Source organism: Streptomyces sp. NPDC046915, from assembly GCF_040644935.1.
Classification (GTDB): Bacteria; Actinomycetota; Actinomycetes; order Streptomycetales; family Streptomycetaceae; genus Streptomyces.
The window spans coordinates 208897-233619 of record NZ_JBEYXB010000003.1 but is presented as its reverse complement, the minus strand read 5'-3'; the positions used below and the strand labels follow the sequence as shown (position 1 = coordinate 233619).

The 24723-nt window shown below is 68.9% G+C and carries 23 protein-coding genes and 1 tRNA gene; 8 read left to right on the top strand and 16 right to left on the bottom strand.

What is annotated here, in order from left to right:
* The first annotated feature begins 117 nt into the window (after window positions 1-117).
* Window positions 118-1320 (top strand): helix-turn-helix domain-containing protein, encoded by a 1203-nt coding sequence (locus tag ABZ915_RS09215; RefSeq protein ID WP_361798344.1) that lies wholly within the window; start codon window positions 118-120, stop codon window positions 1318-1320.
* A 258-nt stretch (window positions 1321-1578) separates the two neighbouring features.
* Window positions 1579-2109: a response regulator transcription factor gene (locus tag ABZ915_RS09210; RefSeq protein ID WP_361798341.1), complete on the top strand. Its 531-nt coding sequence runs from the start codon at window positions 1579-1581 to the stop codon at window positions 2107-2109.
* Between the two features lie 63 nt (window positions 2110-2172).
* Here ABZ915_RS09210 and ABZ915_RS09205 read toward each other — a convergent pair whose 3' ends face one another.
* The 10 genes from ABZ915_RS09205 to ABZ915_RS09160 all read right to left on the bottom strand — a co-directional run bounded on the left by ABZ915_RS09205 (window position 2173) and on the right by ABZ915_RS09160 (window position 12829).
* Window positions 2173-3456: an MFS transporter gene (locus tag ABZ915_RS09205; protein WP_361798338.1), complete on the bottom strand. Its 1284-nt coding sequence runs from the start codon at window positions 3454-3456 to the stop codon at window positions 2173-2175.
* Between the two features lie 250 nt (window positions 3457-3706).
* Window positions 3707-3943 (bottom strand): cytochrome C oxidase subunit IV family protein, encoded by a 237-nt coding sequence (locus tag ABZ915_RS09200; protein ID WP_361798335.1) that lies wholly within the window; start codon window positions 3941-3943, stop codon window positions 3707-3709.
* A 3-nt stretch (window positions 3944-3946) separates the two neighbouring features.
* Window positions 3947-4537, bottom strand: a complete 591-nt coding sequence (locus ABZ915_RS09195; protein ID WP_361798332.1) for a cytochrome c oxidase subunit 3 — start codon at window positions 4535-4537, stop codon at window positions 3947-3949.
* The gene (locus ABZ915_RS09190) at window positions 4534-5250 is read right to left on the bottom strand and encodes a hypothetical protein (RefSeq protein WP_361798329.1); all 717 of its coding nucleotides are present in this window, start codon (window positions 5248-5250) and stop codon (window positions 4534-4536) included. Before ABZ915_RS09190 ends, ABZ915_RS09195 begins: the two co-directional genes overlap by 4 nt.
* Window positions 5251-5344: 94 nt before the next feature.
* Entirely contained in the window at window positions 5345-6349 is a 1005-nt protein-coding gene (locus ABZ915_RS09185; RefSeq protein ID WP_361798326.1) for a DUF4331 family protein, read from the bottom strand.
* A gap of 410 nt (window positions 6350-6759) precedes the next feature.
* Complete coding sequence (locus ABZ915_RS09180) at window positions 6760-8283, bottom strand: GMC family oxidoreductase N-terminal domain-containing protein (protein WP_361798323.1); 1524 nt, start codon at window positions 8281-8283, stop codon at window positions 6760-6762.
* Window positions 8284-8484: 201 nt separating this feature from the next.
* Window positions 8485-9357 carry a LysR substrate-binding domain-containing protein gene (locus tag ABZ915_RS09175; protein WP_361798320.1) on the bottom strand — a complete coding sequence of 291 codons (873 nt, stop codon included), beginning with the start codon at window positions 9355-9357 and terminating at the stop codon, window positions 8485-8487.
* A gap of 317 nt (window positions 9358-9674) precedes the next feature.
* Window positions 9675-10829, bottom strand: a complete 1155-nt coding sequence (locus ABZ915_RS09170; RefSeq protein ID WP_361798317.1) for a D-alanine--D-alanine ligase family protein — start codon at window positions 10827-10829, stop codon at window positions 9675-9677.
* A gap of 33 nt (window positions 10830-10862) precedes the next feature.
* A complete protein-coding gene (locus ABZ915_RS09165) occupies window positions 10863-11657 on the bottom strand; it encodes a M15 family metallopeptidase (RefSeq protein ID WP_361798314.1) in 795 nt (264 codons plus the stop codon).
* A 20-nt stretch (window positions 11658-11677) separates the two neighbouring features.
* Window positions 11678-12829: an MFS transporter gene (locus ABZ915_RS09160; RefSeq protein ID WP_361798311.1), complete on the bottom strand. Its 1152-nt coding sequence runs from the start codon at window positions 12827-12829 to the stop codon at window positions 11678-11680.
* 657 nt (window positions 12830-13486) lie between these two features.
* Here ABZ915_RS09160 and ABZ915_RS09155 point away from each other — a divergent pair.
* The 4 genes from ABZ915_RS09155 to ABZ915_RS09140 all read left to right on the top strand — a co-directional run bounded on the left by ABZ915_RS09155 (window position 13487) and on the right by ABZ915_RS09140 (window position 17029).
* Window positions 13487-14230: a hypothetical protein gene (locus ABZ915_RS09155; protein WP_361798308.1), complete on the top strand. Its 744-nt coding sequence runs from the start codon at window positions 13487-13489 to the stop codon at window positions 14228-14230.
* Between the two features lie 732 nt (window positions 14231-14962).
* A complete protein-coding gene (locus ABZ915_RS09150) occupies window positions 14963-15808 on the top strand; it encodes an alpha/beta hydrolase family protein (protein WP_361798305.1) in 846 nt (281 codons plus the stop codon).
* A gap of 508 nt (window positions 15809-16316) precedes the next feature.
* A complete protein-coding gene (locus tag ABZ915_RS09145; RefSeq protein ID WP_361798302.1) occupies window positions 16317-16583 on the top strand; it encodes a CopG family transcriptional regulator in 267 nt (88 codons plus the stop codon).
* Window positions 16580-17029, top strand: coding sequence for a PIN domain-containing protein (locus ABZ915_RS09140; protein ID WP_361798299.1), 450 nt, complete (start codon window positions 16580-16582; stop codon window positions 17027-17029). The genes ABZ915_RS09145 and ABZ915_RS09140 overlap by 4 nt, the downstream gene beginning before the upstream one ends.
* A gap of 395 nt (window positions 17030-17424) precedes the next feature.
* On the opposite strand, the gene ABZ915_RS09135 is transcribed toward ABZ915_RS09140, so the two are convergent.
* Window positions 17425-17498 (bottom strand) — tRNA-Gly (locus tag ABZ915_RS09135).
* A 521-nt stretch (window positions 17499-18019) separates the two neighbouring features.
* Here ABZ915_RS09135 and dcd point away from each other — a divergent pair.
* Together dcd and ABZ915_RS09125 are read left to right on the top strand one after the other, a co-directional pair.
* The gene (gene dcd / locus ABZ915_RS09130; RefSeq protein WP_361798296.1) at window positions 18020-18595 is read left to right on the top strand and encodes a dCTP deaminase; all 576 of its coding nucleotides are present in this window, start codon (window positions 18020-18022) and stop codon (window positions 18593-18595) included.
* 10 nt (window positions 18596-18605) lie between these two features.
* On the top strand, window positions 18606-19103 hold the full coding sequence (locus ABZ915_RS09125; RefSeq protein WP_361798293.1) for a phosphoribosyltransferase: 498 nt from the start codon (window positions 18606-18608) through the stop codon (window positions 19101-19103).
* A gap of 127 nt (window positions 19104-19230) precedes the next feature.
* Here the strand turns inward: ABZ915_RS09125 and ABZ915_RS09120 are convergent, their stop codons facing one another.
* The 5 genes from ABZ915_RS09120 to ABZ915_RS09100 all read right to left on the bottom strand — a co-directional run bounded on the left by ABZ915_RS09120 (window position 19231) and on the right by ABZ915_RS09100 (window position 24718).
* Window positions 19231-20190: a Yip1 family protein gene (locus ABZ915_RS09120; RefSeq protein ID WP_361798290.1), complete on the bottom strand. Its 960-nt coding sequence runs from the start codon at window positions 20188-20190 to the stop codon at window positions 19231-19233.
* A 126-nt stretch (window positions 20191-20316) separates the two neighbouring features.
* Window positions 20317-21720 carry an FG-GAP-like repeat-containing protein gene (locus ABZ915_RS09115; RefSeq protein WP_361798287.1) on the bottom strand — a complete coding sequence of 468 codons (1404 nt, stop codon included), beginning with the start codon at window positions 21718-21720 and terminating at the stop codon, window positions 20317-20319.
* Window positions 21721-21839: 119 nt separating this feature from the next.
* On the bottom strand, window positions 21840-23321 hold the full coding sequence (locus ABZ915_RS09110) for an FG-GAP and VCBS repeat-containing protein (RefSeq protein ID WP_361798284.1): 1482 nt from the start codon (window positions 23319-23321) through the stop codon (window positions 21840-21842).
* A gap of 222 nt (window positions 23322-23543) precedes the next feature.
* Entirely contained in the window at window positions 23544-23798 is a 255-nt protein-coding gene (locus ABZ915_RS09105) for a hypothetical protein (protein ID WP_361798281.1), read from the bottom strand.
* Between the two features lie 65 nt (window positions 23799-23863).
* Window positions 23864-24718, bottom strand: a complete 855-nt coding sequence (locus ABZ915_RS09100; protein ID WP_361798278.1) for a peptidoglycan-binding protein — start codon at window positions 24716-24718, stop codon at window positions 23864-23866.
* Between the last annotated feature and the right edge of the window lie 5 nt (window positions 24719-24723).

The following is a 24723-nucleotide window of genomic DNA, read 5'->3' as shown; positions in this document are numbered from 1 at the left end:
CGCGGGGCCGATGTGCCCCAGGAAAGGAATCACCATGGGTCTACGCCGGTACCGCGCCGCGGCATACGACGGCACGGCATGGCGCTCGCTTCTCTCCCTGGTTCGTGCCCGTCCGTCATGACCGGCAGATCCGAGCGTGCCGCCGCCGCGACAGCGGCTCTGCGCGACGTCCTGGAACGCATCGACGCCGATGCCGTGGTCCAGCGTATGGAACCCGTACTTCGCCATACGCCCGAATACGTGCGCTCGGCGCGCGACTGCGGGGCCTCCGCTCTTCGTGCCTCGCTGCGCCGGCACGCCGGCCTGCTCCTGAACTGGATGGTGAGGGGCACGCCCCCGGACTCGTACGTCCTGTCCGAGATGTACGAGCAGGCGCGGCAGTGCGCCGCCGCCGGACAGCCGTTGGACGGCGGCCTGCTCCTCCATCACCGGGTTGCGACCGTCTTCTGGGACGCCGCGCTCGGCCTGGCCACCGAGGAGACACGCGGACACCTGGCGGACTGGACCGACCAGGCGCGGCGTCATCTCGACAGCTACCTCGACATGGTCACCCGGATGTTCGCGCAGGCATACGCGGACCAGGCCGACCTGCCGTCCGCACAGGGCGAACGCCGGGCGCACACCCTCTTCGACCGCCTCTGCGCCCACCTTCCCATCACGGTGGAGGACCAGGAGCGTGCCGCTCGGCTCGGCTTCGAGCTGACGCCTCCGTACGCGCCCTTCGTCGTGCTGCTCGACAGGTCCGCCCCCGCCGAACGCGCCGACCTGGCGGCCCGACTGCGCACCGCAGGAGCCCTGGCCTTCGTCGAGGACGTCCGCGTCACCGGACTCACCGGGCCCGCGTTCGACTGGTCCTCGTTCTTGGCCGACCGACGCCTGCTCCTGGCACAGGACCTGCCGACCGGGCCGCCCGGCCTTCAGACCGCCGTCGACAAGCTGCGTCTGCTGGTCGCCGTCGCATCGCGGTCCCATCGGCGTGGACGTGTCCGGGTCGAGGATTTCCTGCCCCAGCTGCTCCTGGCGCACTCTCCCGAACTCGCCGACGCGGTGGCCCACCGGGTTTTCGGCCCGCTGACAGGCGGGGACCACGGCGAACTGACCGCGACTCTCGCCTGCCTGGCCGAGAACCAGTTCGACAGCGCCTCCACCACGGCCGCCCTTCACATGCACCGCAACACCCTGCTGTACCGGATCAAGCAGATCGAGAAGCTCACCGGCCTCGACCTGCAGAGGCACGGCGACCGCGCGCTGGTGTGGCTCGCGGTCATCTGGGCGCAGGTCTCCTCCAGACCGGCTGTCGGCCGCGTCCAACGGCGCTGACCCAACAGGCACGTTCAATTCAGAAAGCGAGCAGCGATGAGAAGCCATCCGACGGAAGTTCCGGCACGACTGGTGCCGGTGCAGCGCCAGGTCGAATCGGACCGGCGTCTTCCGACCGGTCCGGCAGCCAGACCGGGCCTGCGGCCGCACGCCGACGTCACAAGACGGCTCCCCACGGCCTCGGTATCGGTGGCCGTGGACGCCGCGGACCCGGTGACACACGCCGGGCTGGCGGCCGGGCTGAGTCGCGGACCGAGAGTGGCGCTCACCACGGTGAGGGAGGCGGACGTCGTGGTGGCCGCGATCCAGACCGCCGACAACTCCACGCTGGAAGCACTGCGTAGTCTGCCCATGCCGCCTCCGGCACGGATGGTGCTCGTCGTCAGTGACGGCTGGTACGCCGACTTGACGGTGGCGGCCCACAGCGGAATACGGGCCGTGCTCTGGCGGGCCGAGGCGCAGCCGCAGTCCCTGGTCCGTGCCGTGCTGGCGGTCGCCGCCGGCGATGCGCTGCTGCCGTCCGCGGTACAGGGTGAACTGCTCGACCAGGCAGACCGCCTCCAGCGCAACGTGCTGGTACCCAAGGGCCTGACGCCGTCCGGCTTGAGCACACGTGAGATCGACGTGCTCCGGCTGGTCGCGCAGGGCCTGGACCTCGCCGAGATAGCCGACACGATGTGCTATTCCGAACGCAACATCAAGAAGATCCTCTACGGAGTCATCAACCGCCTCGGACTGCGCAACCGCGTCCACGCCGTCTCCTACGCCATCCGCAACAAACTCATATGAGCCTGCCCGGTGGGCCGGGTACATCGTGAATGTGCAGGTCGCGGATCTGGGGCGCGGGCTGCCTCAGTGCGAGGGAGCGGTGGCACTTTCCGGCTGCCCGGACGGGTCGTCCTGGCCGCGGAACGACAGCAGGCGTGAGGGAAGAAGCCAGAGGCAGGCAAGGGTTCCGCCGATCGCGCCGACCCACAGTGCCACGGGGATTCCCGCTGTCGCCGCGATGAGGGCACCGGCGACCGAGCCCAGCGGCCGGAGGCCGAAACTCACGGTCTGGTACGCACCCCGGGTCTGTGACCGGAGGTGAGGTGGCACCACCAGCGCGAACACTGAGCCGACCGAGATGTCCTGAACGGACTCACCGATGCCGCCCAGCAGTGTCGAGGCCAGGACCAGGGCGAAGACGAGGCCGCCGGTGGCGCCGACGGCGGGGATCACGAGGAGTGGAGCGTGCGACAGCACGCAACCGACCAGGAGCATCCGCCCCAGACCGATGCGGCGGGCGAGCCGGGAAGCCAGGGCCGCGCCGATGAGCCCGCCGATGGCCTGCACGCTGAACACGAACCCGATCTGGGCGCCGGTCAGGGACAGCTTGTGGACGTAGTACCAGACGAGCACCGACAAGAAGAGCATGTTGAAGAAGTTGCCGGTGGCGGTGACCGACAGGGCCGTCCTGATCAGCGGATTTCGTCGGATGAAGGCCAAGCCCGGCCGACGGTCGCGGCTCTCCGGGGAGCCGGGTTCGTGGCGGCGCTCCACCGGGCGCAGTCGGAGGAGGAACAGGGCGGCCGTGACGGCGGTGGCCGCGTCCACGCCGACCGCCGCTGGTACACCGGCGAGTTGGACCAGGAGTCCACCGATGGAAGGTCCGGCCAGGATCGCGGCGGTCTGGCCCGTGTAGGAGGCCGCCTGCCCGGCCACGTAGAGCTCGGACGGCAGGGTGGTGGCGAACAGACCACTCTCGCTGACGTTCGACAGCACCGAGCACAGACCGATGACGGCCAGGATGACGGCCAGCTGGATGAGCGAGAGCAGGCCGAAGGCCGTTGCGATCGGCACGCTGCTCAGGGCGGCGACCCGCAGGAGATTGGCGCCGGCCAGGAGCCTGCGGTGGTGTCCCGTACGGTCGGCGAAGGAGCCGGCCGGTATGGCCAGGAACAGGCTCGGGAGCCAGATCACGGCCGACAGGACGGCACTTTGCACGGCGTCGGCTCCCAGGACCTCGATCGCGGCCAGCGGCAGGGCCACCGAGGAGATGGCATCGCCCAGGGCGGCCAGAGTGGTGGCGGACCAGAGCTTTCTGAACGCGGAATGGCGCAGCGGCGCCGGCACCGAAGGACGTGGGGCCCGCAAGGTGATGGATCCTGTTTCTCGCGATGACGGATATTGCGCGGAACATGCGGCCGCTCCGGACCCGAACAAGTAACCGGAGCGGCCGATGAATTCACCAGGAGTGCTGCTTCTTCATCTTTCACCTCCACTGCTCATGAACTCCCCTCCATAAGGGAGTCGCTGGGAAAATCATCGAGGAAATCGCCGCATATTGCTAATGCCGATATTGTCGTCGGCCATACCGAATCGGCATCGACGGGTGCGCTGCGTTTCAGAGGATCAGGTAGAGCGTGAGCAGAGTGGCGCCCGTGGCCACGATGTAGACCTCGAAGGCGCCGCGGAGGGCCGCCGGGGCGTTGCGCAACTCCATGAAGTGCAGGCCGACCAGGCGTACCTTGATCAGCGCGATCGCCACGACCGCGCAGCCGATCAGGGTCGACGTGCTGCCTTCGATGCCCAGCAGCCAGCTCGACAGCGTGGCCAGGACGAGTACCGGAAAGACCCACATGTGTCACGCCACCAGGTAGAAGAGCGGGAAGAGGACGAGCCAGAGCAGGTCCACCATGTGCCAGTACGCGGCCGCCCCCTCGGCGACCAGCAGTTGGCCCCGGCTCAGCGCCGGCCGACGGGACAGGACCATGAGGACCGTCAGCGCGCCTGTCCCGATCGCCAGGTGGGCCAGGTGGATGCCGGTGAACACGAAGTAGTACATGAAGAAGGCGTTGCTGCTCGGTGTATGTCCGTCGTGGATCACGAGCGCGTATTCGGAGCCTTTGATGGCGGCGAATCCGAGCGCGCACAGGAGCGCCCATGGCAGTGTCCGTGCGGGCCCGCCGGATCGCAGCTGCCGCAGCCCGCGAGCCACCAGCGCTGACGCGATCAGCAGGAGCAGTGTGTTCACGAGTCCCAGGTCTGGATGAAGGGCCTGCTGAGAAGCCCGGAACATCCTCGGATACCGGCCGTGCAGTACCGCGATGAAACCGAAGAACACCGAGAACATGATCATGTCGCCGAGGAGGAAGACCCAGAGACCGGGCTCGCCGGGGATGTGGCGGTGGCGCTGGGGCGCCGAGTGCCCGGTCCGGGCTGCCGTGGCGGTCATACCGCGGGTTCCAGGACGGCCGGGGCCCGGTCGTCGTCCACCCGGTTCGCGGCCCGCACCATGAGGGGCGTCATGACGAGGAACCAGGCGCCGAAGGCGCCGGCCGCGACCCAGAACGAGAGGATGCCGTTCCAGGCGAAGGGGCCGGTCTTGAAGAAGGTCAGCAGGATGCTGGGCAGGAAGAGGAAGGCCATCCAGAAGTTCAGGTACGCGGCCCAGCGGGGCAGGAGCGGCGTGGGGCGCTTGTCGGCCAGGATCGCCACTCCGACCACGGTGGCTTGTCCGATGGCCGGGAAGGCGTTCATGACCAGGGTGATCCAGGCGGTGTCGTTGAGTGCCATCGTGATGTCGGGCGAGCGGTCCGGCCGGTAGGCCGTCGCGGTGAAGATCAGGACCGGTACGAAGATCGCGGCCACGTTCGCGGCACCGCAGACGAGTTGTGTGGCGGCCAGCGGCGCCAGCCGCGAGTCGATACGCCGGATCAGGCTCGACAGCGCCGCGACGAAAGGTGCGGTCACCACGGCGCCGACGAGCATGACCACGAGTCCGGCACGGATCGAGTTGGCGTGGTCCGTATAGAAGGCCGCCACCCGCTCCGCCGACCAGCTCGGCGCCATCGGCGGTATCCAGTGGGCGATCAGCAGAGCGGCGAAGAACAGCGCGATGAACAGGTAACCGAAGCTCGCGCAGACGATCAGGATTCGGCGGGACATGGTGGAATCTCCTGGTTCCGGAGGGGACGGGTACGGAGCGGGCTTCGCTGCACGGACCTGAGGACGTAGGGGTGGGACTGTCGTCCTGGCGGTGTCAGGCCGGTGCGCTCAGATACGGGAACACGGCGCGCAGCGTCCCGGTGGCGTGGCCGGCGTCCAGGCCCATGGGGACGGGAGCGTTCAGCACGATCTCGAACATTGCCTCGGGAGCGGACTCGGTGAGCCCTCTGCCGTTGCGGGCCTTCGCGCCGAAGTCGGCTTCGGTGCCCACCTGGTAGCGCAGGAGGTCCGGGAAGATGACGTCCCGTGTCGCAGCGCCGTAGCCCTGCGGGTCGGAGTGCGTGTCGTTGGCGGACACGAGACCCGCGACCTTCCGGCGTACGAGGTCTCCGTAGTCGTCGAGGTCGGCATGTGGATCAGTGGCGTTGTAGTCGTCGAAGCCGGCCTCGGTGACATCGAACAACGTGCTGACGAGAGGATTCGCGCACCGGTTGATCTGCACCCAGCCGCCGTGGTGGTCGTTCAGCGCGGTGGTGGCCCAGAGGCCGATCGTCTCCGATCCGATGAGCCCGTCCGGTACTTCGAGGACGATGGCGGTGACGTTGGTGCCGGCGAACAGGTTCGAGGCTCGCTTCGGGTCGAACGCGGAGAGGTCCACCGCCGCGCCGTTCCGGAGCGCGGTCAGGACCGCCGTGACGACGGTGCCGTCGAGGTAGAACGGGTCTCCGGCCCGGCCGACGAAGACGTTGACGCCGTCCGGCGTGGTGACGATCTCCTGCGTCCTGCCGCTTGCGACGAGGGCTCCCGAGGCGTTGCGGTCGGGGGCCTCGGCACCGGCGAGCCGGTCGAGCACCCATGCCTGCCGGCCGTCCGGTTCGGTGGCGAGGAATCTGAACCGGAACGTCAGATCCTGCACCGCGTCGTCGTCGGTGTCGATGTGGAACTCGTACAGTGCCTCCGGGTGGAAGCCCTTGTCGGCCGACACCGGGTTGGTGTTCATGACGAAGACCGTGCCGGTCCGACCCTGGAACAGGTAGACATCGCTGATGTCCAGGCGGGGGTCCTGTTTCGCGGCAGCTGAATCCTGGTGGTGGGACATCGATGGGCCTTCTGTGAGGGCAATAAGAGGTTCGGTTCTGCGAACCCAGGTGGCCGCGGCCTGACGATCGCCGCGCTCAGGTGCTCAAGGCCGTCGCCAAGCAGTGCGTTACCACCGCTGCGCCGGGCACCCCGAGGTCGAAGTGGGCCACGTCGAACATCCTGACCCGGCGCGGTCATTCGTCGCCAATGCCTATCCGCTGGTTCGGCATGCCGGTTCGGCATCAGTCCACTTGGGTGCACGTGATGCGGCTGACGAGGTTCGCGAATTCGGGATGGATCACACGGGACCGCGCCGCGTCGCACGCGTGACGTCCGTTCGAGGCAAGCTGCGGGGCAGCCTGCACGTGAGTGCGTAGATCACCGCGCCGACGAGGGTTTCATCCACCAGGCGCCACAAGAACTTCACGGTTACCGCTCCTTCGTATTCAGGGGCCGTCGTGCATCGCGTCGGATGTTGTCGGCAGCCCGTTCGGCGACGGCCAGGACAGTCGCGTTGACTCCGGTGTTGGGAATGGACGGCATCACCGAGGCGTCCGCGACACGCAGACCGTCGACGCCGTGCACTCTCAGGTCCGGGTCGACGACGGCGAGGTCGTCCATCCCGATCCGGCAGGTGCCGACGGGGTCGTAGAAGGTCGCCGCGTTCCTGCGGATGTAGGTGACGAGGTCGTCTCCCTTTCCCGGAGCGGTCTCCCGGGCACCCCACTGACCCCAGGCGGGCATGCCGCCGATCGCTCGCGCGATGCCGAGGGCCGCGAGCATGGCGGACACGTCAGCGCTGTCGGCGAGGTAGTTCGGGTCGATCAACGGCAGCCGGCCCGGGTTCGAGCTCCTGAGCCGAACCGTTCCCCGGCTCGCGGGCGCCGTGTGGGCGAAGGCGACCGTGTGTCCGCACTCGGGCGTCCCGACGTCCGCGATGTCCGCCGGAGCGTCGAGCAGCATCAGCTGAACGTCCGGAACGGCTGTCGCACCGCTGTGCACCAGGGCACCGACCGCACTGAAACCATGGCTGGTGGTCAGTTGCCGCCCCGCCTCGAAGACCACAGGGCACTGGAGGTGATCGTGCAGATTGGCGCCGACCCCGGGGAGATCGGCCAGCACCGGAATCCCGACATCACGCAGATGCGCCGCGGGGCCGATACCGGAGAGCAGCAGCAGGTGGGCGGAGCCCACCGTCCCGGCCGCCACTATCACCTCGCCGCGCACCTCGGCACGTTCCACGGGGCCGGAGGACGTGTATTCCACGCCGGTGCAGCGTCCGCGCTCGATCACCAGGCGGCTGACGTCCGCCTCCGTGGCCAGGTGCAGATTGGGCCGGTCGAGCACCGGGACCAGATAGGCGTCCGCGGCGCTCTGCCTACGGCCACCCGCCCCCGCCAGGTCACACCAGAAGGCTCCGTGCTGCCGTGCGCCGTTGATGTCGTCGGTGAGATCGTGACCGGCCTGGGTGAGTGCGTCGAGGAAGGTCAGCGACCCGTCGTCGAGCTGGGTCGTCGGCGCCGCCCACACCGGCCCGATGACGCCGCGCAGGGCGGGGTTGCGGCCTATCGCCGTCTCCGTCCGGCGGAAGTACGGCAGCAGCTCGGTGTAGCTCCAGCCCTTCGCACCGCTGTCCGCCCATCCGTCGTAGACGGCGCGGTGCCCGCGGACGTGCATCATCGCGTTGATCGAACTCGATCCTCCGAGGACCCGTCCGCTGGGCCAGTGGTGACTGCGCGACAGCGTCCCGGGCTGCGGTGTCGTCCAGCGTGACCAGAGGATCTCCTTGGCCGGGATGAGCGGGAACCCGACCGGAAGGTGCATGGCCGGCGGCCCGAGCGCCGAGCCGGTCTCCACGAGAAGCACCTCCGCCGCCGCGTCTTCGGACAGACGCGCCGCGAGAACACAGCCGGCCGTTCCGCCACCGACGACCACATAGTCGTACGCAGTCATCTCGTGCCCGGCACGAGTAAGCCGCGATGCCACATCGTCAAAACCTTTTCTGTCAGCTCAATTTCCTTCCGCCAATGAGCTTTGCGGGAACACGGCTCGTCGCGCCAATGCCGATTACCCGAATCGTCATGCCGATCGGACATGGCGACAGGACAGCGCGGTTCTGCTCGGCGCGTGGGCACAGAGGTCATGCGCGCGTCTCTATGCCGAACCGAGCGCCGCAATCACGATCCTGGCGAACTGGTCGATGGACGGCATCTTCCGGTTCCTGGCGTACGCCAGCGCCACCATGCGCGGGGCAACCCCCGTGAGCTGGACGTAGCGGATATCGGGGCGACGGTAGAAATCGGCGAGGCCGGCCGGGACGACGATGAACCCGGTGCCGGACGCGACGGCTTCCAGGCTCTCCTCGATCGAGGTGGGCCGTTCGGCTTCCGGACGGTTGCGCGCCGCTGCCGCGTCGACATCGGTGCCGTGCCACTCCGGTACGTCGGCGGAGTCCTGGAGCAAGCGGTACGGCGTCAGCTCCGCGATGTGGACGGTCCGCGCCTGTGCCAGCGGATGTTCGTCGGACAGAGCCGCAACCCGCGGCTCCGGGAACAGAGGAACGATCTCGAAGGTATCGACCGGCAGCGGCAGCCGGACGAAGCAGACATCGACGCGACCGTCCAGCAGATAGTCGACCTGGTCGGTGGGTGCCGTGTGCAGCACCTGCACATTGACCTCCGGCGCCAGCGCCCGGAACTGCCTGACGATCGGCGTGACTATGACACCCGGCATGAAGCCGATGGTGAAGTGGTGCCCCTCACGGCTGGCGAGCCGGACTCGCCGCTGTAAAGCCAGCGATGCCGCGAGCAGCGGCCGTGCGTCCTCCAGCAGCTGACCGCCCGCCCGTGTGAGCGCCGTACCCAGCGGGCCTCGCTGGAGCAGCGACGCTCCGAGATCGTCTTCAAGGGCGCGGATCTGTCGGCTCAGTGCGGGCTGCGTCATCTTCAGTCGTTCGGCGCCACGCACAAAACTGAGCTCTTCGGCAACCGTCACGAAATAGCGGAGACGCCGGAGGTCGATATCCATGACGCCATATTAGCCACGCCGATTTTCCTGTCGAACTGCGATCCGGAAAAGCGCCTTGGGCTTTAGCGATGCCCAATCGGCATGACTTCTGCGCGAATCGGCATTGGCGCCACCGGGCATCCATGACCATGATTGACTGACATAAAGTGGCCCCCATCGGCGGATGGTCGCCCTGCCATGCACGCAGCCCGGCGTCGCCCCACGCATTCAACCGGACTCCTCCGGCGTGAAATAATTCCACTCCGCCTCGGCGCGACAATCGGCAAACCCCCGAGTTTTATGGCCGAGGTGTCCCGGACGGGGCGGTCCGGCTCGTTTCACCTGAGCCTGGTGGTCCGCCGCAGCGCCGCCTGAAGCAGACGATCCACCAGCTCCCCGTACCCGATGCCACTGGCCTGCCACATCTGCGGGTACATCGAGACGGGGGTGAAGCCGGGCATGGTGTTGATCTCGTTGATCACGAATCGTCCCTCCTCGGTGAGGAAGAAGTCCGCACGGACCAGCCCCTCGCAAGAAGCCGCCTCGAACGCCTTGAGGGCCAGTCGGCGCACCTCACCGGTCTGGCTCTCGGTCAGCGCCGCGGGGACCACTCCGGGGGTCGATTCGAGGTACTTCGCCTCGAAGTCGTAGTACGCGCGTGCGTCGGGCGCCGGGATCTCGGCCGGCACGCTGGCCCTGGGCCCCTCGGGGAACTCGAGTACGCCGCACTCGATCTCGCGGCCCCGCACCAGGGCCTCCACGATGATCTTCGCGTCATGCCGGTGCGCCTCCGCGATCGCGTCCTCCAGCCCCGGCGGCCCGTCGACCCTGGTGATACCGATCGAAGAGCCGGCGCGTGCCGGTTTCACGAACAGCGGCCAGCCGTACACGTCGGCGAAGCGGCTGATTCTCGCGCGGGAACCTGCCGAGTCGGACTGCCACTCCCGGGGCCTGATCACCAGGTACGGCCCGACCGCCAGGCCGAACGAGCTGAACACCCTCTTCATGTACTCCTTGTCCTGGCCGACCGCCGAGGCGAGAACGCCCGCTCCGACGTAGGGGATTCCCGCCAGCTCCAGCAGGCCCTGCACAGTGCCGTCCTCGCCGTACGGTCCGTGCAGTACGGGAAAGACCACGTCCACTTCGCCGAGGACCTTGGGCTCCGTGCCGCGTTCGCCGCGGACGACAGTCCGGTCGGTCGGGTCGACGGAGACGATGATGTTGCCCCGGTCCGAATCCGTGAGCTGCTCGACCACGGGCTGCCGCCGGTCGACCATCGCCATGCGCTCGGGATCGTCCGCCGTCAGGACCCAGCGCCCGTCCCGGGTGATGCCGACCGGCAGGACGTCGTACTTCGTCCGGTCGATGGCTCGCAGCACGGCCCCCGCGGTCACGACGGAAATGCCGTGCTCCGAGCTCCGGCCGCCGAAGAGGAGCAGCACCAGCGGCCTGCGGCGCGATCCGGACGGAGGGGTGGTGGATTGTTCGGTCATGGTTTCTGCTTCCTTCGCTGTGCGGTCAGCCGGTCAGCCGGTCAGCGAGGACCGGGAGACGGGGAAGTCGAAATAGGTGGACGGGTAGGGCTCGGCGGCGAAGGTGAAGTGCCACCATTCCTCGGCGAGGTTCACGAATCCGAGAGACTCGAGCTCGTTCTTGAGCAGCAGTCTGTTGCTGTGCTGGACTCCCACGATCCGCGGGTCGAGCGTGTGCGCGAGCGTGTCGAAGCAGTCGTACCCGGTGCCCATGTCGATCGAGTTGTCCGGGAACCTCCGCGCCGCCGGGGCGTAGCACGGCTCAAGCCTTTCCCCGGGAACGTAAGGGCGCGTCGGGTGGACCGGCAGCTTCACGAGCGTGAGGTCGATCGTGCTGCCACGGCTGTGCCCCGACTTCGCCGCGATGTACCCGTCGGCGAAGAGGTCGGCCTTGTCCACCTGCGGGTAGAACTCGTCCTTCATCTTCAGGTCGGTCAGGTCCTGTGCCCAGTCGACGAACTGGTCCACCGCGCGCTGCGGCCGGTAGCAGTCGTACACCTTCAGCGTGTAGCCCTGCGTCAGGAAGTAGCGCTCGGCCTTCGCCAGGGCCTGTGCCGTCGGGGCGGTGACGATGCACAGCGGTTCGGCATAGCCGTTTATCGGCGTGCCGATGAAATTGTGGGGCGTGGCGTAGCGGATTTCCTGCAGAATCGCCGGGGCCACATCGTGGAGCGCGACGAAATCAGCGGGTGCCTTGCTTTCCGTGTCGGCGGCCTGCGCGGTGACGGACGCGCTCGTCACCGTGACAAGGACGGCCGCCAGAAATGCCAGCAGCATGGGGACGCGCATGCGCGCATTGTTGATTTTCACTATGCCGTACCCTTACTTGATATATGGGTGGAGAGTTTCCCCAGACCCGCGAACGGCGTCAGCGAGAGCACCATGACGAAAACACCGAAGAACAAGGTGCAGTGCAGGAGACCGTATTCGCCGACGAGTAAACCCGTGACCAGTACCGGAACGCACATCGACGTATAAGTGATGGTGTAGATGGCGGCCATCAGGCCCGCCCGTTCCGTCGCGAGGACGTTCGCAGTCACCAGACGGACGCCGCCCTGGAACGCGGGGCCGAATCCCGCGCCGGCCACCGCGGTCCCCACGTACAAGGCTGTGGCGGAATCGCGGTGCGCGGCCAGCAGCGTGACAGCCACTCCCGTCGTCAGAAGCAGGGAGCCGACCAAAGCCGTTCGTCCGGCGTCGGCATGCCGGGTCAGCAGCACTGCGGGGACCGCACTGGCGGTCAGCAGGGACACGATCAGGCCGTCGGCGGTCGACGACGCCGATCCTGTGATGCCCTGGACCAGATCGGGCCCGAGGGACAGATAGAAACCGCCCAGAGCCCAGACAGCCACGAACACGGGTGCGGTGACGAGGAGGGCTCGGCGACTCGACCGGGGAGCGCGGATCCGTGGTCGCAGGGAAGGCCAGGCTCCCGGCCTCGGCGACCTCGACTCCGGAAGGAAGGCCAGACCCAGCGTCTGCACGGCCAGCGCGCTGAACAGCAGTGTGTACACGCTGCCGAGGTGAGCCGGGATCAGGTCCATGAGCAGGCTCGTGCCGATCGTCCCCAACGCCATGCCGATGAGCGGTGCGAGGCTGACGAACAGAGGGCCCCACCGCCTGGTCACGTCGAGCAGGGCAGCACCCACCGCACTCGTCGCGGCACCCGTGGCCAGCCCCTGGAGCGTCCGGGCGAGGATCAGCGAGGTCACGCCGCCGGCTTGCAGGAAGAGCAGCATGGACAGTGCTTCGAGGGCGAGAGCGGCGCCGATGACCGGCCGTCGGCCGACATGGTCGGAGAGCGCACCGACGGTCAGGAGCGCGACCAGGACGCTCAGGCAGTACACGCCGTAGACCACGGTGACCGTGCCGGAGGAGAGGTGCCAGCTCGCCTGGTAGACGCGGTAGAGCGGAGTGGGCGCACTGGAGGCGACGAGGAACGTGGTGAGGACGGTGGACAAGAAGACAGCCGACCTCCGGCGAGTGACCGCGTCATCGGCCCACCCGCTGGGCGGCCTGGCCCTTGCCTCGGACTTGGCATGAAGCTCTTCGAGCATCGCTGTTCGGCTCTCTGTACGGGAAGGACGGAGTGGGACACGCGAGCGGCACCCGCAGGGCCCAGGTCACTTGGTCTGTCGGCGCGTTCCGGAGTCGTCGCCCCCGCGACGCGCCACGGCCGCCCGCGGAGCGCGGTACGCACCGACGGGGCCGGGCTCTCCATGACTCCGACGCCGCAGGCGACTCGACGGGCATCAGGCCGGCCTCCCGCCGAGGGGGACCGGGGGAGGCCGACGGGGATCACCGTAGGGCTCCGGGTGATGTGCTCACGGCTGCCGTAGTGCATCGGGTACCAACGGGACCTCGGCAGGGGCCGAACGGACACTTCGGCGCGGCAGGTGTGGCGGACGAGGCGTCGGCGAGCTGGTGACATGCCGATGCGGCATCAGAACGGCCCGAGTCGGTATCGGCGGCACCGGCTGGGCCTGACCGAGAATCGGCGGGCGGGTCAGGTCTGCCTCTGGCGCCCGGCGACCCGCCGACGTCCGGGAGAGCCGGCCTTCGCCAACGCCTCCAGGCCCAGGTCCGGGCGCTGCAACCCCGGAGGACGAACACCGAACATGACTGACCTCAGCATCGCCCAAGGTCCCATCGGCCTCGTGGAAGAGGAGGACGTCACCTATCCGGTGAGCATCGTGCTCACGCTTCAGCGCGAGCAGACGGCGTCACTGCTCCGCACCATGCGCAGTCAGCGGGTGCTGCCCGCCCAGACGCACACCTGGGGCTCCGAGCGGGCCTACGGCGTCCTGCTGCACGAGGCCGGCCCTCGCCTCACCGTCCTGGACGTACCCGGTTCGCAGTGGAGCGACGGTCTCGAGCACCGCGTGCGCGCGCTCAGCAACATCTCGTCCGTGGTCGTACTCATACCGGATCACACGGATTCCGTACGGCTTCTGCTGGCGGGTGCCGCCAATGTCCTCCCCCGTGACTCGCCGCCCAGGGAACTCGCCGGCAGAATCGCCGCCGAGCGGCGATGGCTGGACATGCGGTGCTCACCGCGGCGGCGGGCCGCGGATTCGCCACCGTTTCGTGCCGTCCGCGCCCGGCAGCACTCCCAGCAGGTGCTGTTCGACATCCTCTGTTCCGCCTCGCGGCCCTGGTGCTGCCACGATCTGTGCCTACTGCTCGGCGCAGCCGGGGAACCGATGAGCCGCCGAGCGCTCCAGGGCAGAGTCGTACGGCTCAACGAGCGGCTCGCGCGTGACGGGCTGTCGGTCGACCGCACGACCCAATGGGGGCGCACGACGTTCCGGGGCCTCGTCGAGGAGTCCGGGGGAAAGCCTGGGCCATCGGAGCGGCACTGAAGGGACGACTGAACGGCCCGAGACCCTGCTCAAGGCCATCGCCACGTGTGGCTGTGTACCTCGGAGATGAACAGACCAACGGAGAGATGAACCAGTGGACGAGCGAGCGGCGACATCAGGCGAAGCGTCGGAACCGGAGGAGTCGGAGGAAGAGGTGCGGGCCGCGCTTCTGGACGCTTGGGCGGCAGGGGGTGGCGCAGGGGACGGACGTGAGGCGGGAGCCTCGTCGCGTTCGGTGTCATGGAGCATCGCCCGCCCTGGTCCGAGCGAGGCCGGCCCCCGTCGGAGGCCGTGCCCCCGTCATGGACGGCCATGCACTTGCGCTCAACCGCGATCGTGCCGTGCGAGTTCGTGCCGTGCGAGTTCGTGTCGTTGCACCAAGCGGCCCAGCCGCCGCCGTAGGACGTCTGGTACTTGAGTCCCACGGTCTGGAACACCGCACCCTTGGACTCCGCGCAGTACTGGCCCTCACCGGTGGTGGAGTCGTAGTTCGTGTAGCCCCTCCATAGAAATTCGGTGCTGGAAATAGTGAAGAACAGTGGAGGTGTCCACTGGCTCATGCCGGATCGACATGGAAAGAAGCAGAATTGGCATTAGCCTTCCGCCGATACAGCGGCCATAGTCGATTCCGCGAAGCGCCGCCGGCCGCAACAAATACGGTTTCCGTGTCCTTGCGGACCACGCCGCTTCCTCTGCCGATTCGGCTGGACGACTCGAGAGGAACAACACCACATGAAGTCCACCGTTCGATTCAAAGCGCTGGCGGCTGCCGGGCTTGTGAGTGGCGCGGTCGTGGCCTCGCTGGCCGTGACGAACGCGAGCGCCGTCACGACCAGCGCGAACGATCACGCCGTCACCTCGCGGACGGCGCACCACGCGAAGCCGACGGTGGTCCTGGTCCACGGGGCGTTCGCCGACTCCTCCAGCTGGAACAGCGAGATCGGCTACCTGCGACGCCACGGCTACCCGGTCCTCGCGATCGACACCCCGCTGCGCGGCCTGGCCTTCGACAGCACCTATGTCGAGGCACAGCTCAAGACCGTCAAGGGCCCCGTCGTACTGGTCGGCCACTCCTACGCGGGAGAGGTCGTCAGCCAGGTCGCCGCAAAGACGTCGAAGGTCAAGGCCCTCGTGTATGTGGCGGCTCTCATCCCGAAGGCGGGAGACACCGCCGGCTCCCTCATCGGACAGTTCCCCGGATCGCAGCTCACTCCGGAGAACTTCCGCACCGTTCCCCTGCCCGGCGGTGACACCGACGTGTACCTCAAGGCCGACAAGTTCGGGACCGTCTACGGAAACGGGCTGTCGAAGTCGGACATACAGGTCGCCTCGGTGACTCAGGAGCCGGTCGCCCTTTCGGCGTTCACCGACAAGGCCACGGTGAATCCACCGGCGAATACGCCGAAGTGGGCGGTCATCTCGACCGAGGACCACGCCGTGCCGACGGCCGCCCAGAAGTTCGAGGCCAACCGAGTGGGTGCCCACATCATCTACACCCGCTCCGGCCATGATGTTCCTTCGATCAGCCCGGGAGCGGTCGACCGTGCCATCGTCGCCGCCGCCAACTCCGTGCACTGATCGACCTCTTCATCGGGGCGCCCGTTTGATCGACGCGGGGCTTCCGGCGGCCGGATCATGGGCTTCCTCGCCGCTGTACAGGCACTCGCGGTGACTCTCTACTGCCGCCAGGACGGCTCCCGCAGGCCCGATGTCTGCGGGAGCTCTCCCGTTCTCTCAGCGGTGACCTCGTCGTGTCCGAGTGCCCGCATTGCGGAATCTCGCGCTTGGGCGGCTGCGGCATGGACGGGCAAGGAGCACCTCCGCTTCCTCGGCCGCGTCGACATCGTTGGCTTCACCGGCCCGCTTGGTGAGGTTCTTCAGCGCCCAGGCGGCATCGCGCTCCGCCTCCTGCTGAGCCTGTTCCGCCTGAGGGCACGCCCGGTCCGGTTGCGCTGCTGAACTCGACGCGTAGAAGGGGCCGAGTCCGGTCGACATCCTGGCGCCGCCACTGCTCACGCTGAGCCTCGCCGCACGTGGCCCAGAAGCACCGGATACATCAATCCGGTACATGGACTACTCTTGGTACATGTCCATGAAGCGCACGAACGTCTACGCGGACCCCGAGGACCTGGCGATCATCAAGGAGGCCGCCAAGCGCCGAGGCATAAGCGAGGCCGAGATCATCCGCCAGGGCATCCACCTTGCAGCCATGGCGAACCGGGTCTGGGACGAGCCGCTGTTCTCGCGCACGTTTGAGGGGCCGGGGCGCACGCTGTCCGAGTCGGAGGTCCGCGACACGGTCGCCGAGGCCGTCCGGCCTGAGACCAGCTCGGGCTCCGGATCAGCCGCGTGATCATTGTCATCGCCGATACGTCCGGCCTTCTGGCAGCCCTGGACTCGGCTCACCCGGAACACCGGGCGGCGAACGAGGCCATCATGGCGGCGGGCCTGCTGGTCATGTCCCCGCTCCTGCTGGCCGCACTGGATCACGTGGCGACGCGTGAGCTCGGCAGGGAGGCTGCCCTCAGCGCGGTCGACGACCTGCGGCGCTGGATGAGCCGGGGGCGTGTCGTCATACCGGAGATCACGGAGGTCCACCTGGGTGCCGCCCAGTCCGTCCGTGTCCGCTACCGCGCGCTGGACCTCGACCTCGACCTCGCCGACGCGGTGAACGTGGCGCTCGCCGCCGACTACGACACGGACGCGATTCTCACCCTCGACCGACGAGACTTCCGGGCCGTACGCCCGTTGGGCCGTTACAAGGCGTTCCGGGTACTCCCCGACGACCTCCCGCTCTGACGCAGGATCCTCGGCGGTCAAGTGCCCGGCCTGGACCATCCGCCATGCGTCCACGGCAGTACGCTACGGGACTCCAGCGCAGGTCTTGCCAGGTTTCACGCGCACCACGGCCGTCCATGGCAAGGAGACTTTGCCGTCCGCCTCGGAGCTGATCTCCACGTGATGCCGGTCTGCCAGGATCAACTCGCCGCGCTCCACACCCGTGTTCGTCCGCACCATGACCGGTTGTGCGCCGGGATCACGGGTCGTCACCCATGCGACCATGAGCGCGCCGATTACGAGGATTGCTCCGAGGGCGCATGCGAAGCGCCACAAGAACGAGAGATGTGGTGCGCAGCTCGCCCACTGGTCTAGACAACAAAGAACCCCCGGGTCCCTGACCTGGGGGTTTCGCGTGGAGCGGGTGACGAGAATCGAACTCGCGCTCTCAGCTTGGGAAGCTGATGTTCTACCATTAAACTACACCCGCGTAAGACGGTCGGACCTCGGCGGAACCGGTGGCCGAACGCTCGCTCACTGTACCTCATCGCAGGCCCTGGGTGCTCGGGACCCGGGGCCTGAGTGCGTTTCAGGGCGTGGGATCGGTGTGCGGGGGAACTGAGTTGGGGCGTACCGTGGGGGGTCGGGGTGCCGCCTGGAGGGTCGTCTCTTTGATCCCGTAACGTGGCTTTTGTCGTCAGGGAAGTCAGCCAGACGCGGCTCTTGGGGAAGGGACTCTTGGACTTGATGGAACGCACCGTCGTCCGCTGTGCCGATGGGCACGTGTTCAGCACCGCTTCGTTCCCGATGCAGCAGGCCGAGCGGCTCGGCCCCGGCCGGCTCGTCCGGTGTCCACGGTGTGCCCGGCTGCGCAGTGTCGTGCCGGTGGCGCTTGAGAAGCGGTAGCCGGCAGTAGCGGGCGGTAGCCAGCGGTAAGCGCGACAGCAGTATCCCGGCGCGTGGAGTCGTCACGATTGTTACGGCTCCGCGCGCCTTGCGTATCCTCGGGACGTGCTTCTCTCAGACAAGGACATCCGGGCCGAGATCGACGCCGGGCGGGTGCGGATCGATCCCTACGACGAATTCATGGTGCAGCCGTCGAGCATCGACGTGCGGCTGGACCGCTACTTCCGGGTGTTCGAGAATCACCGGTACCCGCACATCGACCCCTCCGTCGAGCAGGTGGATCTCACCCGGCTCGTGGAGCCCGACGGCGACGAGCCGTTCATCCTCCACCCCGGGGAGTTCGTCCTCGCCTCGACGTACGAGGTCGTCACGCTGCCCGACGATCTCGCCTCGCGCCTCGAGGGGAAGAGCTCCCTCGGACGGCTCGGGCTCGTCACGCACTCCACGGCCGGGTTCATCGACCCGGGGTTCAGCGGGCACGTCACCCTCGAGCTGTCCAATCTCGCCACGCTCCCCATCAAGCTCTGGCCCGGCATGAAGATCGGCCAGCTGTGCATGTTCCGGCTCAGCTCGCCGGCCGAGCACCCGTACGGCAGCGAGCGGTACGGATCCCGGTACCAGGGGCAGCGCGGGCCCACCGCCTCGCGCTCCTTCCTCAACTTCCACCGGACGCAGGTCTGAGGGCGGCGCCATGGGTGACCGGAGAGAGAACCTGAGCTACGAGCGGTTCGGCGCCGCCGTGCGCGAACTCGCGCAGACCATCGCCGACGACGGGTTCGAGCCCGACATAGTGCTGAGCATCGCGCGCGGCGGGGTCTTCGTGGCCGGCGGGCTCGCCTATGCCCTCGACTGCAAGAACATCCATCTGGTGAACGTCGAGTTCTACACAGGTGTGGGGACCACTCTTCCCATGCCCGTCATGCTCGCTCCCGTCCCGAACGCGATCGACTTCTCCGACAAGAAGGTGCTCATCACCGATGACGTCGCCGACACGGGGAAGACGCTGAAGCTCGTGCGTGACTTCTGCGTCGACACGGTGGCCGAGGTGCGGTCCGCCGTGATCTATGAGAAGTCCCACTCCCTCGTGAAGTGCGACTACGTGTGGCAGCGGACCGATGACTGGATCAACTTCCCGTGGAGTGTCGAGCCCCCGGTCGTCAGGCGGGCCGGGCAGGTTCTCGACGCCTGAGACCTGCGTCCCTGAGACCTGCGTCCCTGAGACCTGCGTCCCTGAGACCTGCGTCCCTGAGATCCGCGTCCCGTGAGAAAGGGCCCCCGGCTGTCGTGCCGGGGGCCCTTCTCGCGTGCGTGTGCTGCTAGAACGTCCCCAGCTTCACGATCGACAGCAACGCGATCAACTGGATCGCCGACGCGCCCAGTGCCTTCGGCCAGGGCAGGTCGTGGGAGCGGCTGACCATCAGGGTCAGCAGGGCGCCCGCGGCGACCCAGGTGGCCCAGCCCAGGAGCTGGACGAAGCCGGCGTCGCCGCCGAAGAACATGGCGAAGACGAGGCGGGGCGCGTCCGTGATGGACATGATCAGCATGGAGAGGCCGACCGTGGGCTGCCAGGCGCCGTCGCCGCCGAGCTGGCGGGCCAGGGTGTGGGTGACCACGCCCAGGATGAAGGCCGACAGGACCAGCGCGACGGCCGTCGTCAGGACGATCGGGACCGCGTTGGAGAGCGTGGCGCCGATCGCGTCCTTGCGGGCGCCGTCGAAGCCGAAGACGGCGAGGAGGCCGTAGAGGAAGGTCACGATGAGGGCGGGGCCCCACATCGTGTAGTCCCGCATCCGCAGGAAGGTCTGGTTGGGGGCGAGGACGATGCCCCGCAGCAGTTCCTTCCAGTGCAGGGGCGGGCCGATCGGGCCGGCCGGGGCCGCCGCGCCCGCGTGGTAGGTCTCGCCCTGGGTGTAGGACGCGGCCTCGTCGACCGAGAAGGCCTGGGTGTGGCCCGGACTGTTCGCCGCGTACGGGTCCGGGGCGCCGCCTCTGTCGCCGTAGCCGTCGCCGAAGTACTCCGGGCCGTCGCCACCGGAGTAGCCGCCGCCCGCCTGCGGCCACTGGCCGCCCCCGCCCGCGGCACCGCCGTACTGCGGCCGCTGCTGCTGCGCCGACGGGTAACCGTACGACGGCCCCTGTCCCTGCGGCGCCTGACGGCCGTACGACGGTCCCTGCGGGGCCTGCCGTCCCTGCGGAGCCTGCTGTCCCCGCGGGGCCTGCTGTCCTTGCGGGGCACGGCCGTTCCGGCCCCCGCGTCCGATCCTGAATCCAGCCACGTCATCGAACGTACCTGGTCCCCGGGAGTGACGTGCCGGGCCCGGCCTTCCGGCCCGGCTTTGCTGCCGACCTGTGACATCCCCTAAGGGGTTCTCCAGGGATCCCCCAGGGGTCTCCCGGGGAGGTCACCGGGCGATCACCAAGCCGAAGTTCATGGCGGACGAGAGGGAGACGTCGGACGCGGTGAAGGACTTGGCGCCGGTCGTGGTGGTGCCGCCGGCGGTGCCGCGCAGGGTCCAGACGCCGCCCGTGCCGTTCTCGCCGTCGGCGCCCGCGACGAGTTCGGCCCTGCCGTCCTTGTTCAGGTCGACGAGCCGGACCGCGGAGCCGAAGTCGTCCCACTTCTCGGCGGTGCCGGGCACGCCCGCGGTGTCCTGGCTGTACGTCTTGACGCCCTTGGTGGTCAGTCCGGAGGCCGAGCCGTACAGGACGGTCACCGTGCCCGCGTCGCGCGCCGCGCCGAGGTCCTCGAACGGGGCGCCCACGGCCACGTCGGCGTAGCCGTCGCCGTTGACGTCACCGGTGCTCAGCGTGGCGCCGAAGCGGTCGCCGGTCTCGCCGCCGCCGGGCACGCCCGCGGTGTCCTGGTGGACGACGGTCGGGGTCTGCGCGGGGTCGGGGCCGTCCGGGCCGCCGTACCAGACGGTGATCCGGCCGCCCTCGTGACCGTGCGGGGAGTTGCCGGTGCTCGGGTCCTCGTAGTCGCCGAGGACCAGGTCGCCGTAGCCGTCGCCGTTGACGTCGGCGATCGAGCCGGTGGTGCCGTCGGCGTCGGGCAGCAGGGTCGTCGTGTCCTTGGTGCCGTTCCAGTGGTGGTAGCGGACGACGCCGCCCTTGTCGGAGCTGGTGGAGTAGGTGTAGATGCGCTCGGGGACGCCGTCGCCGGTGAGGTCGCCCGTGACGATCTCGGAGGTGGCGCCCTCGTCGATCGAGCCGTGGGACTTCGGGGTGCCGGTGCGGGTGAACGGGCCGCGGTGGAAGTGGGTGGCCGTCTGCCCCGAGAGGGTCACGTCGAGCGCGCCGTCGCCGTCGAAGTCGCCGACCGCGACGCCCTGGGAGTAGCCGCCGTACCGGCCGAGGGAGGAGGCGGACGGCTGGGGCAGGGAGGCGCCCCCGGACAGCCCGGACCTGCCGCCCCAGACGACGGTGGCGGCGCCGACGCCGTTCTCGCCCGGGGCACCTACGACGAGGTCCGCGTAGCCGTCGCGGTCCAGGTCGCCGACGGCGAGGCTGCCGCCGAAGGTGTCGCCGGCCTCGGCGGTGCCCGGGATGCCCGCCGAGTTCTGGGTGACGAGCGTCTTCTTCGCCGCCGACACCCCCGACGACGACCCGTACATCACGACCACGGCGCCGGCGCAGGACGCCGAGCCGACGTCGGTGCAGGGCGCGCCGATCGCGAGGTCGCGGTAGCCGTCGCCGTTGAAGTCGTACGTGACCTTCGCGGGCGCGGCCTGGGCGGCGGGCGCGGGCAGGGCGGTGAGCAGGCCGGTGGTGAGGGCGGCGACGAGCAGAGGGGTGCGCTGGCGCAAGGCGGGGGCTCCGGAGGGGACGGTGAGGAGTTGGGTGGGCGGGCCCGCGTGCGACTGTGGGCCCGCCCATGACGGTGGTGCGGTGGTGCGGTGGTGCGGCGGTGCGGTCGGGCGTCCGCTCAGTCGGCGAAGAGGGAGCCGAACTGCGGCGTGCCCGTCGTCGACACGCCGGCCGAGCTCGCGGAGATGGCGCGGGAGCCGGTCGTGGTGATCTTCGTGCCGTTGGACGGCAGGTAGGTCAGCGCGCCGTCGCCGCCGTTCTCGTACGAGCCCACGACCAGGTCGGCCTTGCCGTCGCCGGTGATGTCGTCGAGCTTGACGTCGACGCCGAAGAGGTCCTTCTTCTCGTCGTTGTCGGGCACGCCCGCGGTGCTCTGGGCGAAGGACTGGGTGCCGGAGGTGGTGTTGATGCCGGTGGCGGAGCCGTACAGGACGGTGACCTGGCCGGCGTCGGTGACGCTGCCCATGTCCTCCAGCGGGGAGCTGACGACGAGGTCCTGGTAGCCGTCGTGGTTGATGTCGCCGAGGTCGAGGTCCCAGCCGAAGTTGTCGCCGGTCTCCGAGGTGCCGGGCACGTTGCCGGTGTCCTGGTTGACGGACTTGGTCGTACCGGGGCCGGAGGCCGTGCCGTAGGTGATGGCCACCCGGCCGCCCTTGGCGCTGTCGGGGACGGTTCTGCCGTCGTTGTCCTTGGTGTCCCAGGAGGCGCCGCTGACGATGTCGCCGAAGCCGTCGCCGTTGATGTCGCCGACTCCCGTGACGACGCCCGACTTGAGGACCTTGGCGGAGGACACGCTCAGGCCGTTGGCCGTGCCGGGCAGCCAGTAGTTGGTGTTCCAGCCGACCCCCGTCCTCGTCTCGAACCCGTCGACGATCAGGTCGGTGCGGCCGTCGCCGTTGACGTCACCGGCGGTCAGGTTGAGCGGACCGTTCGGGAAGTCGTTGGTGCCGTTCTGGATGGGCGGCTTGACGGTGGTACGGCCGCCGGGCGTGCCGGAGCCGCTGAAACCGCCCTTGTAGACGTAGATCGTGTTGGAGGAGTTGCCGACGGCCAGGTCCGCCTTGCCGTCGCCGTCGAAGTCGCCGGCGGCGAGGTTCTTGCCCCAGTAGTCGTGGGAGCCGACGGCCGGGTCGGGGACGTCGACGCTCTTGCCGGTGAGGCCGTTCGCGGAGCCCCAGAGGATGGCGAGGGCACCGCCGTTGGTGTCGGTGCCGACCTTCTCCTGCGGGGAGCCGACGGCGAGGTCGTCGTAGCCGTCGCCGTTGAAGTCGGCGTACGCCAGCGCCTTGCCGAACTTGTCGCCGGCCTCGGCGGTGCCCGGGACGCCGGCGGTGTTCTGGCTGATGGTGGTGCGCTTGGCGGAGGTCACGCCGGAGGCGGAGCCGTAGAGGGCGACGATCTGGCCGGCGTCCTTGTGGCCGCTGACGTAGGCGGTGGCGGCGGAGGTCACCACGTCGCCGATGCCGTCGCCGTTGAAGTCGGCCTTCGCGACCCTCGTCGAGTCCGCGGCCGAGGCGGTCGTCGTCGCGAAGGTGAGCAGACCGCCCGTCAGCGCGGCAGCGGTGGCCGTCGCGAGGGCGAGTCGCAGGGGTTTGTGCATGCTGGGGTCTCCTGCTGCATGCGGGGATGCCGGGTCAGGGCATCCGCAGTCGATGGCTTGTGACCGTTCGGGGCGCGGCTTTCGTGCTCCGCACGGGAGCGGTCGGCGATCAGGAGACCTGTGGCGGGACGTAAGGGTTGTATGTGGGTTCGGTGATTCTTTGAGGTTGCTGTGGGGTGGGAAGAACGCCCCCATCGCCCCACCCCACAGCACCCGGACCTGTCACCTGCGGGTCGCCTCCCACAGCGTGACCGCGAGTGCCGTGCAGGAGGTCAGCGCGGCCAGGGAGGGCAGCGGCCAGCGGGTGCGTTCGAGGGCGTCCAGGCGGTCCTCGTGCTCGCTCAGGGTCTTGTCGGTCTGGTCGGCGCGCTGGAGGAGCAGGGCGAGGTCGCCCCGGGTGGTGGCGAAGCCGACGTCGACCGAGCGGCGCAGGCGTTCCAGTTCCAGGGCGACTCCTTCCGCCTCGCGGGTCGTCATGGTGAGCCCCCCTTGCGCGGCGTCCGGAACGTGCGGCGCGGGGCATCGGTCATCGCGGGGCCTCCTCAGCCGGTGCGCGGTACGTGCAGCAGGTCCCAACTGGTGCGCCCGGGGACGCCGTCGGCGTCCGGGCCGCTGTAGCCGAGTCTGCGCTGCCAGGCGGCGTACGAGCGGACGTCGGCCTCGCCCCACACCGGGCCGGGGCCGACGGTGTACCGGCCGCAGCCCTCGGCGACGAGGCGCCGGCCGATCGCCGTGATCAGGGGACCGCGGCGGCCGGTGACGAAGTAGCCGGCGCCGGGGAAGGGTTCGTACGGCGTAGGGCCGGGGGCCGGCCGGAGGCCGAGGCGGGCGTCGATCCTGGTGCGCATGCCCGGCATCGAGAAGGACGGGTCGATCTTGCGGCGCGTCCACTCCTTGTGGCCGATCACGCTGGCCGCGTTCCAGCCGTGGGCGCGGCACAGGGCGGCCGACAGGCGTTCCACGGCGTCGAGTTGGGCCGTCGGGTACGGGTCGCGGCCGGTGCCGAGGTTCTCGATCTCGAAGCCGTAGAAGTGGGTGTTGCCGTCGACCGTGTCCGGGCCGGGTGCGGGCGGCGGGGTCTTCTCGGCGACCACGGCGGACAGCACGGCGGTGGAGCCGGAACCGGCGTGGTTGGTACGGCCGTAGCCCACCAGGTGCACGGTGCCGTCCTTGGTGACCAGGCCGATGCAGAGCGGGCCGGGCAGCGCCGCGGTGCCGTCGAGGCAGAAGCGGAGGCTGTCCGAGCCGGCGGTGTGGTGGAGCATCACGCCGTTGACGGGGCCCCAGGGGCCCTTGTGGTTGCGGTTGTGCGTCCGCCAGTCGCCGTGCTCGCGGACGACGACGCCCTCGGCGCGCAGCGCGCGCACGAAGGCGTCCGAAGTGAGGGGAGTGGCCATGGCGT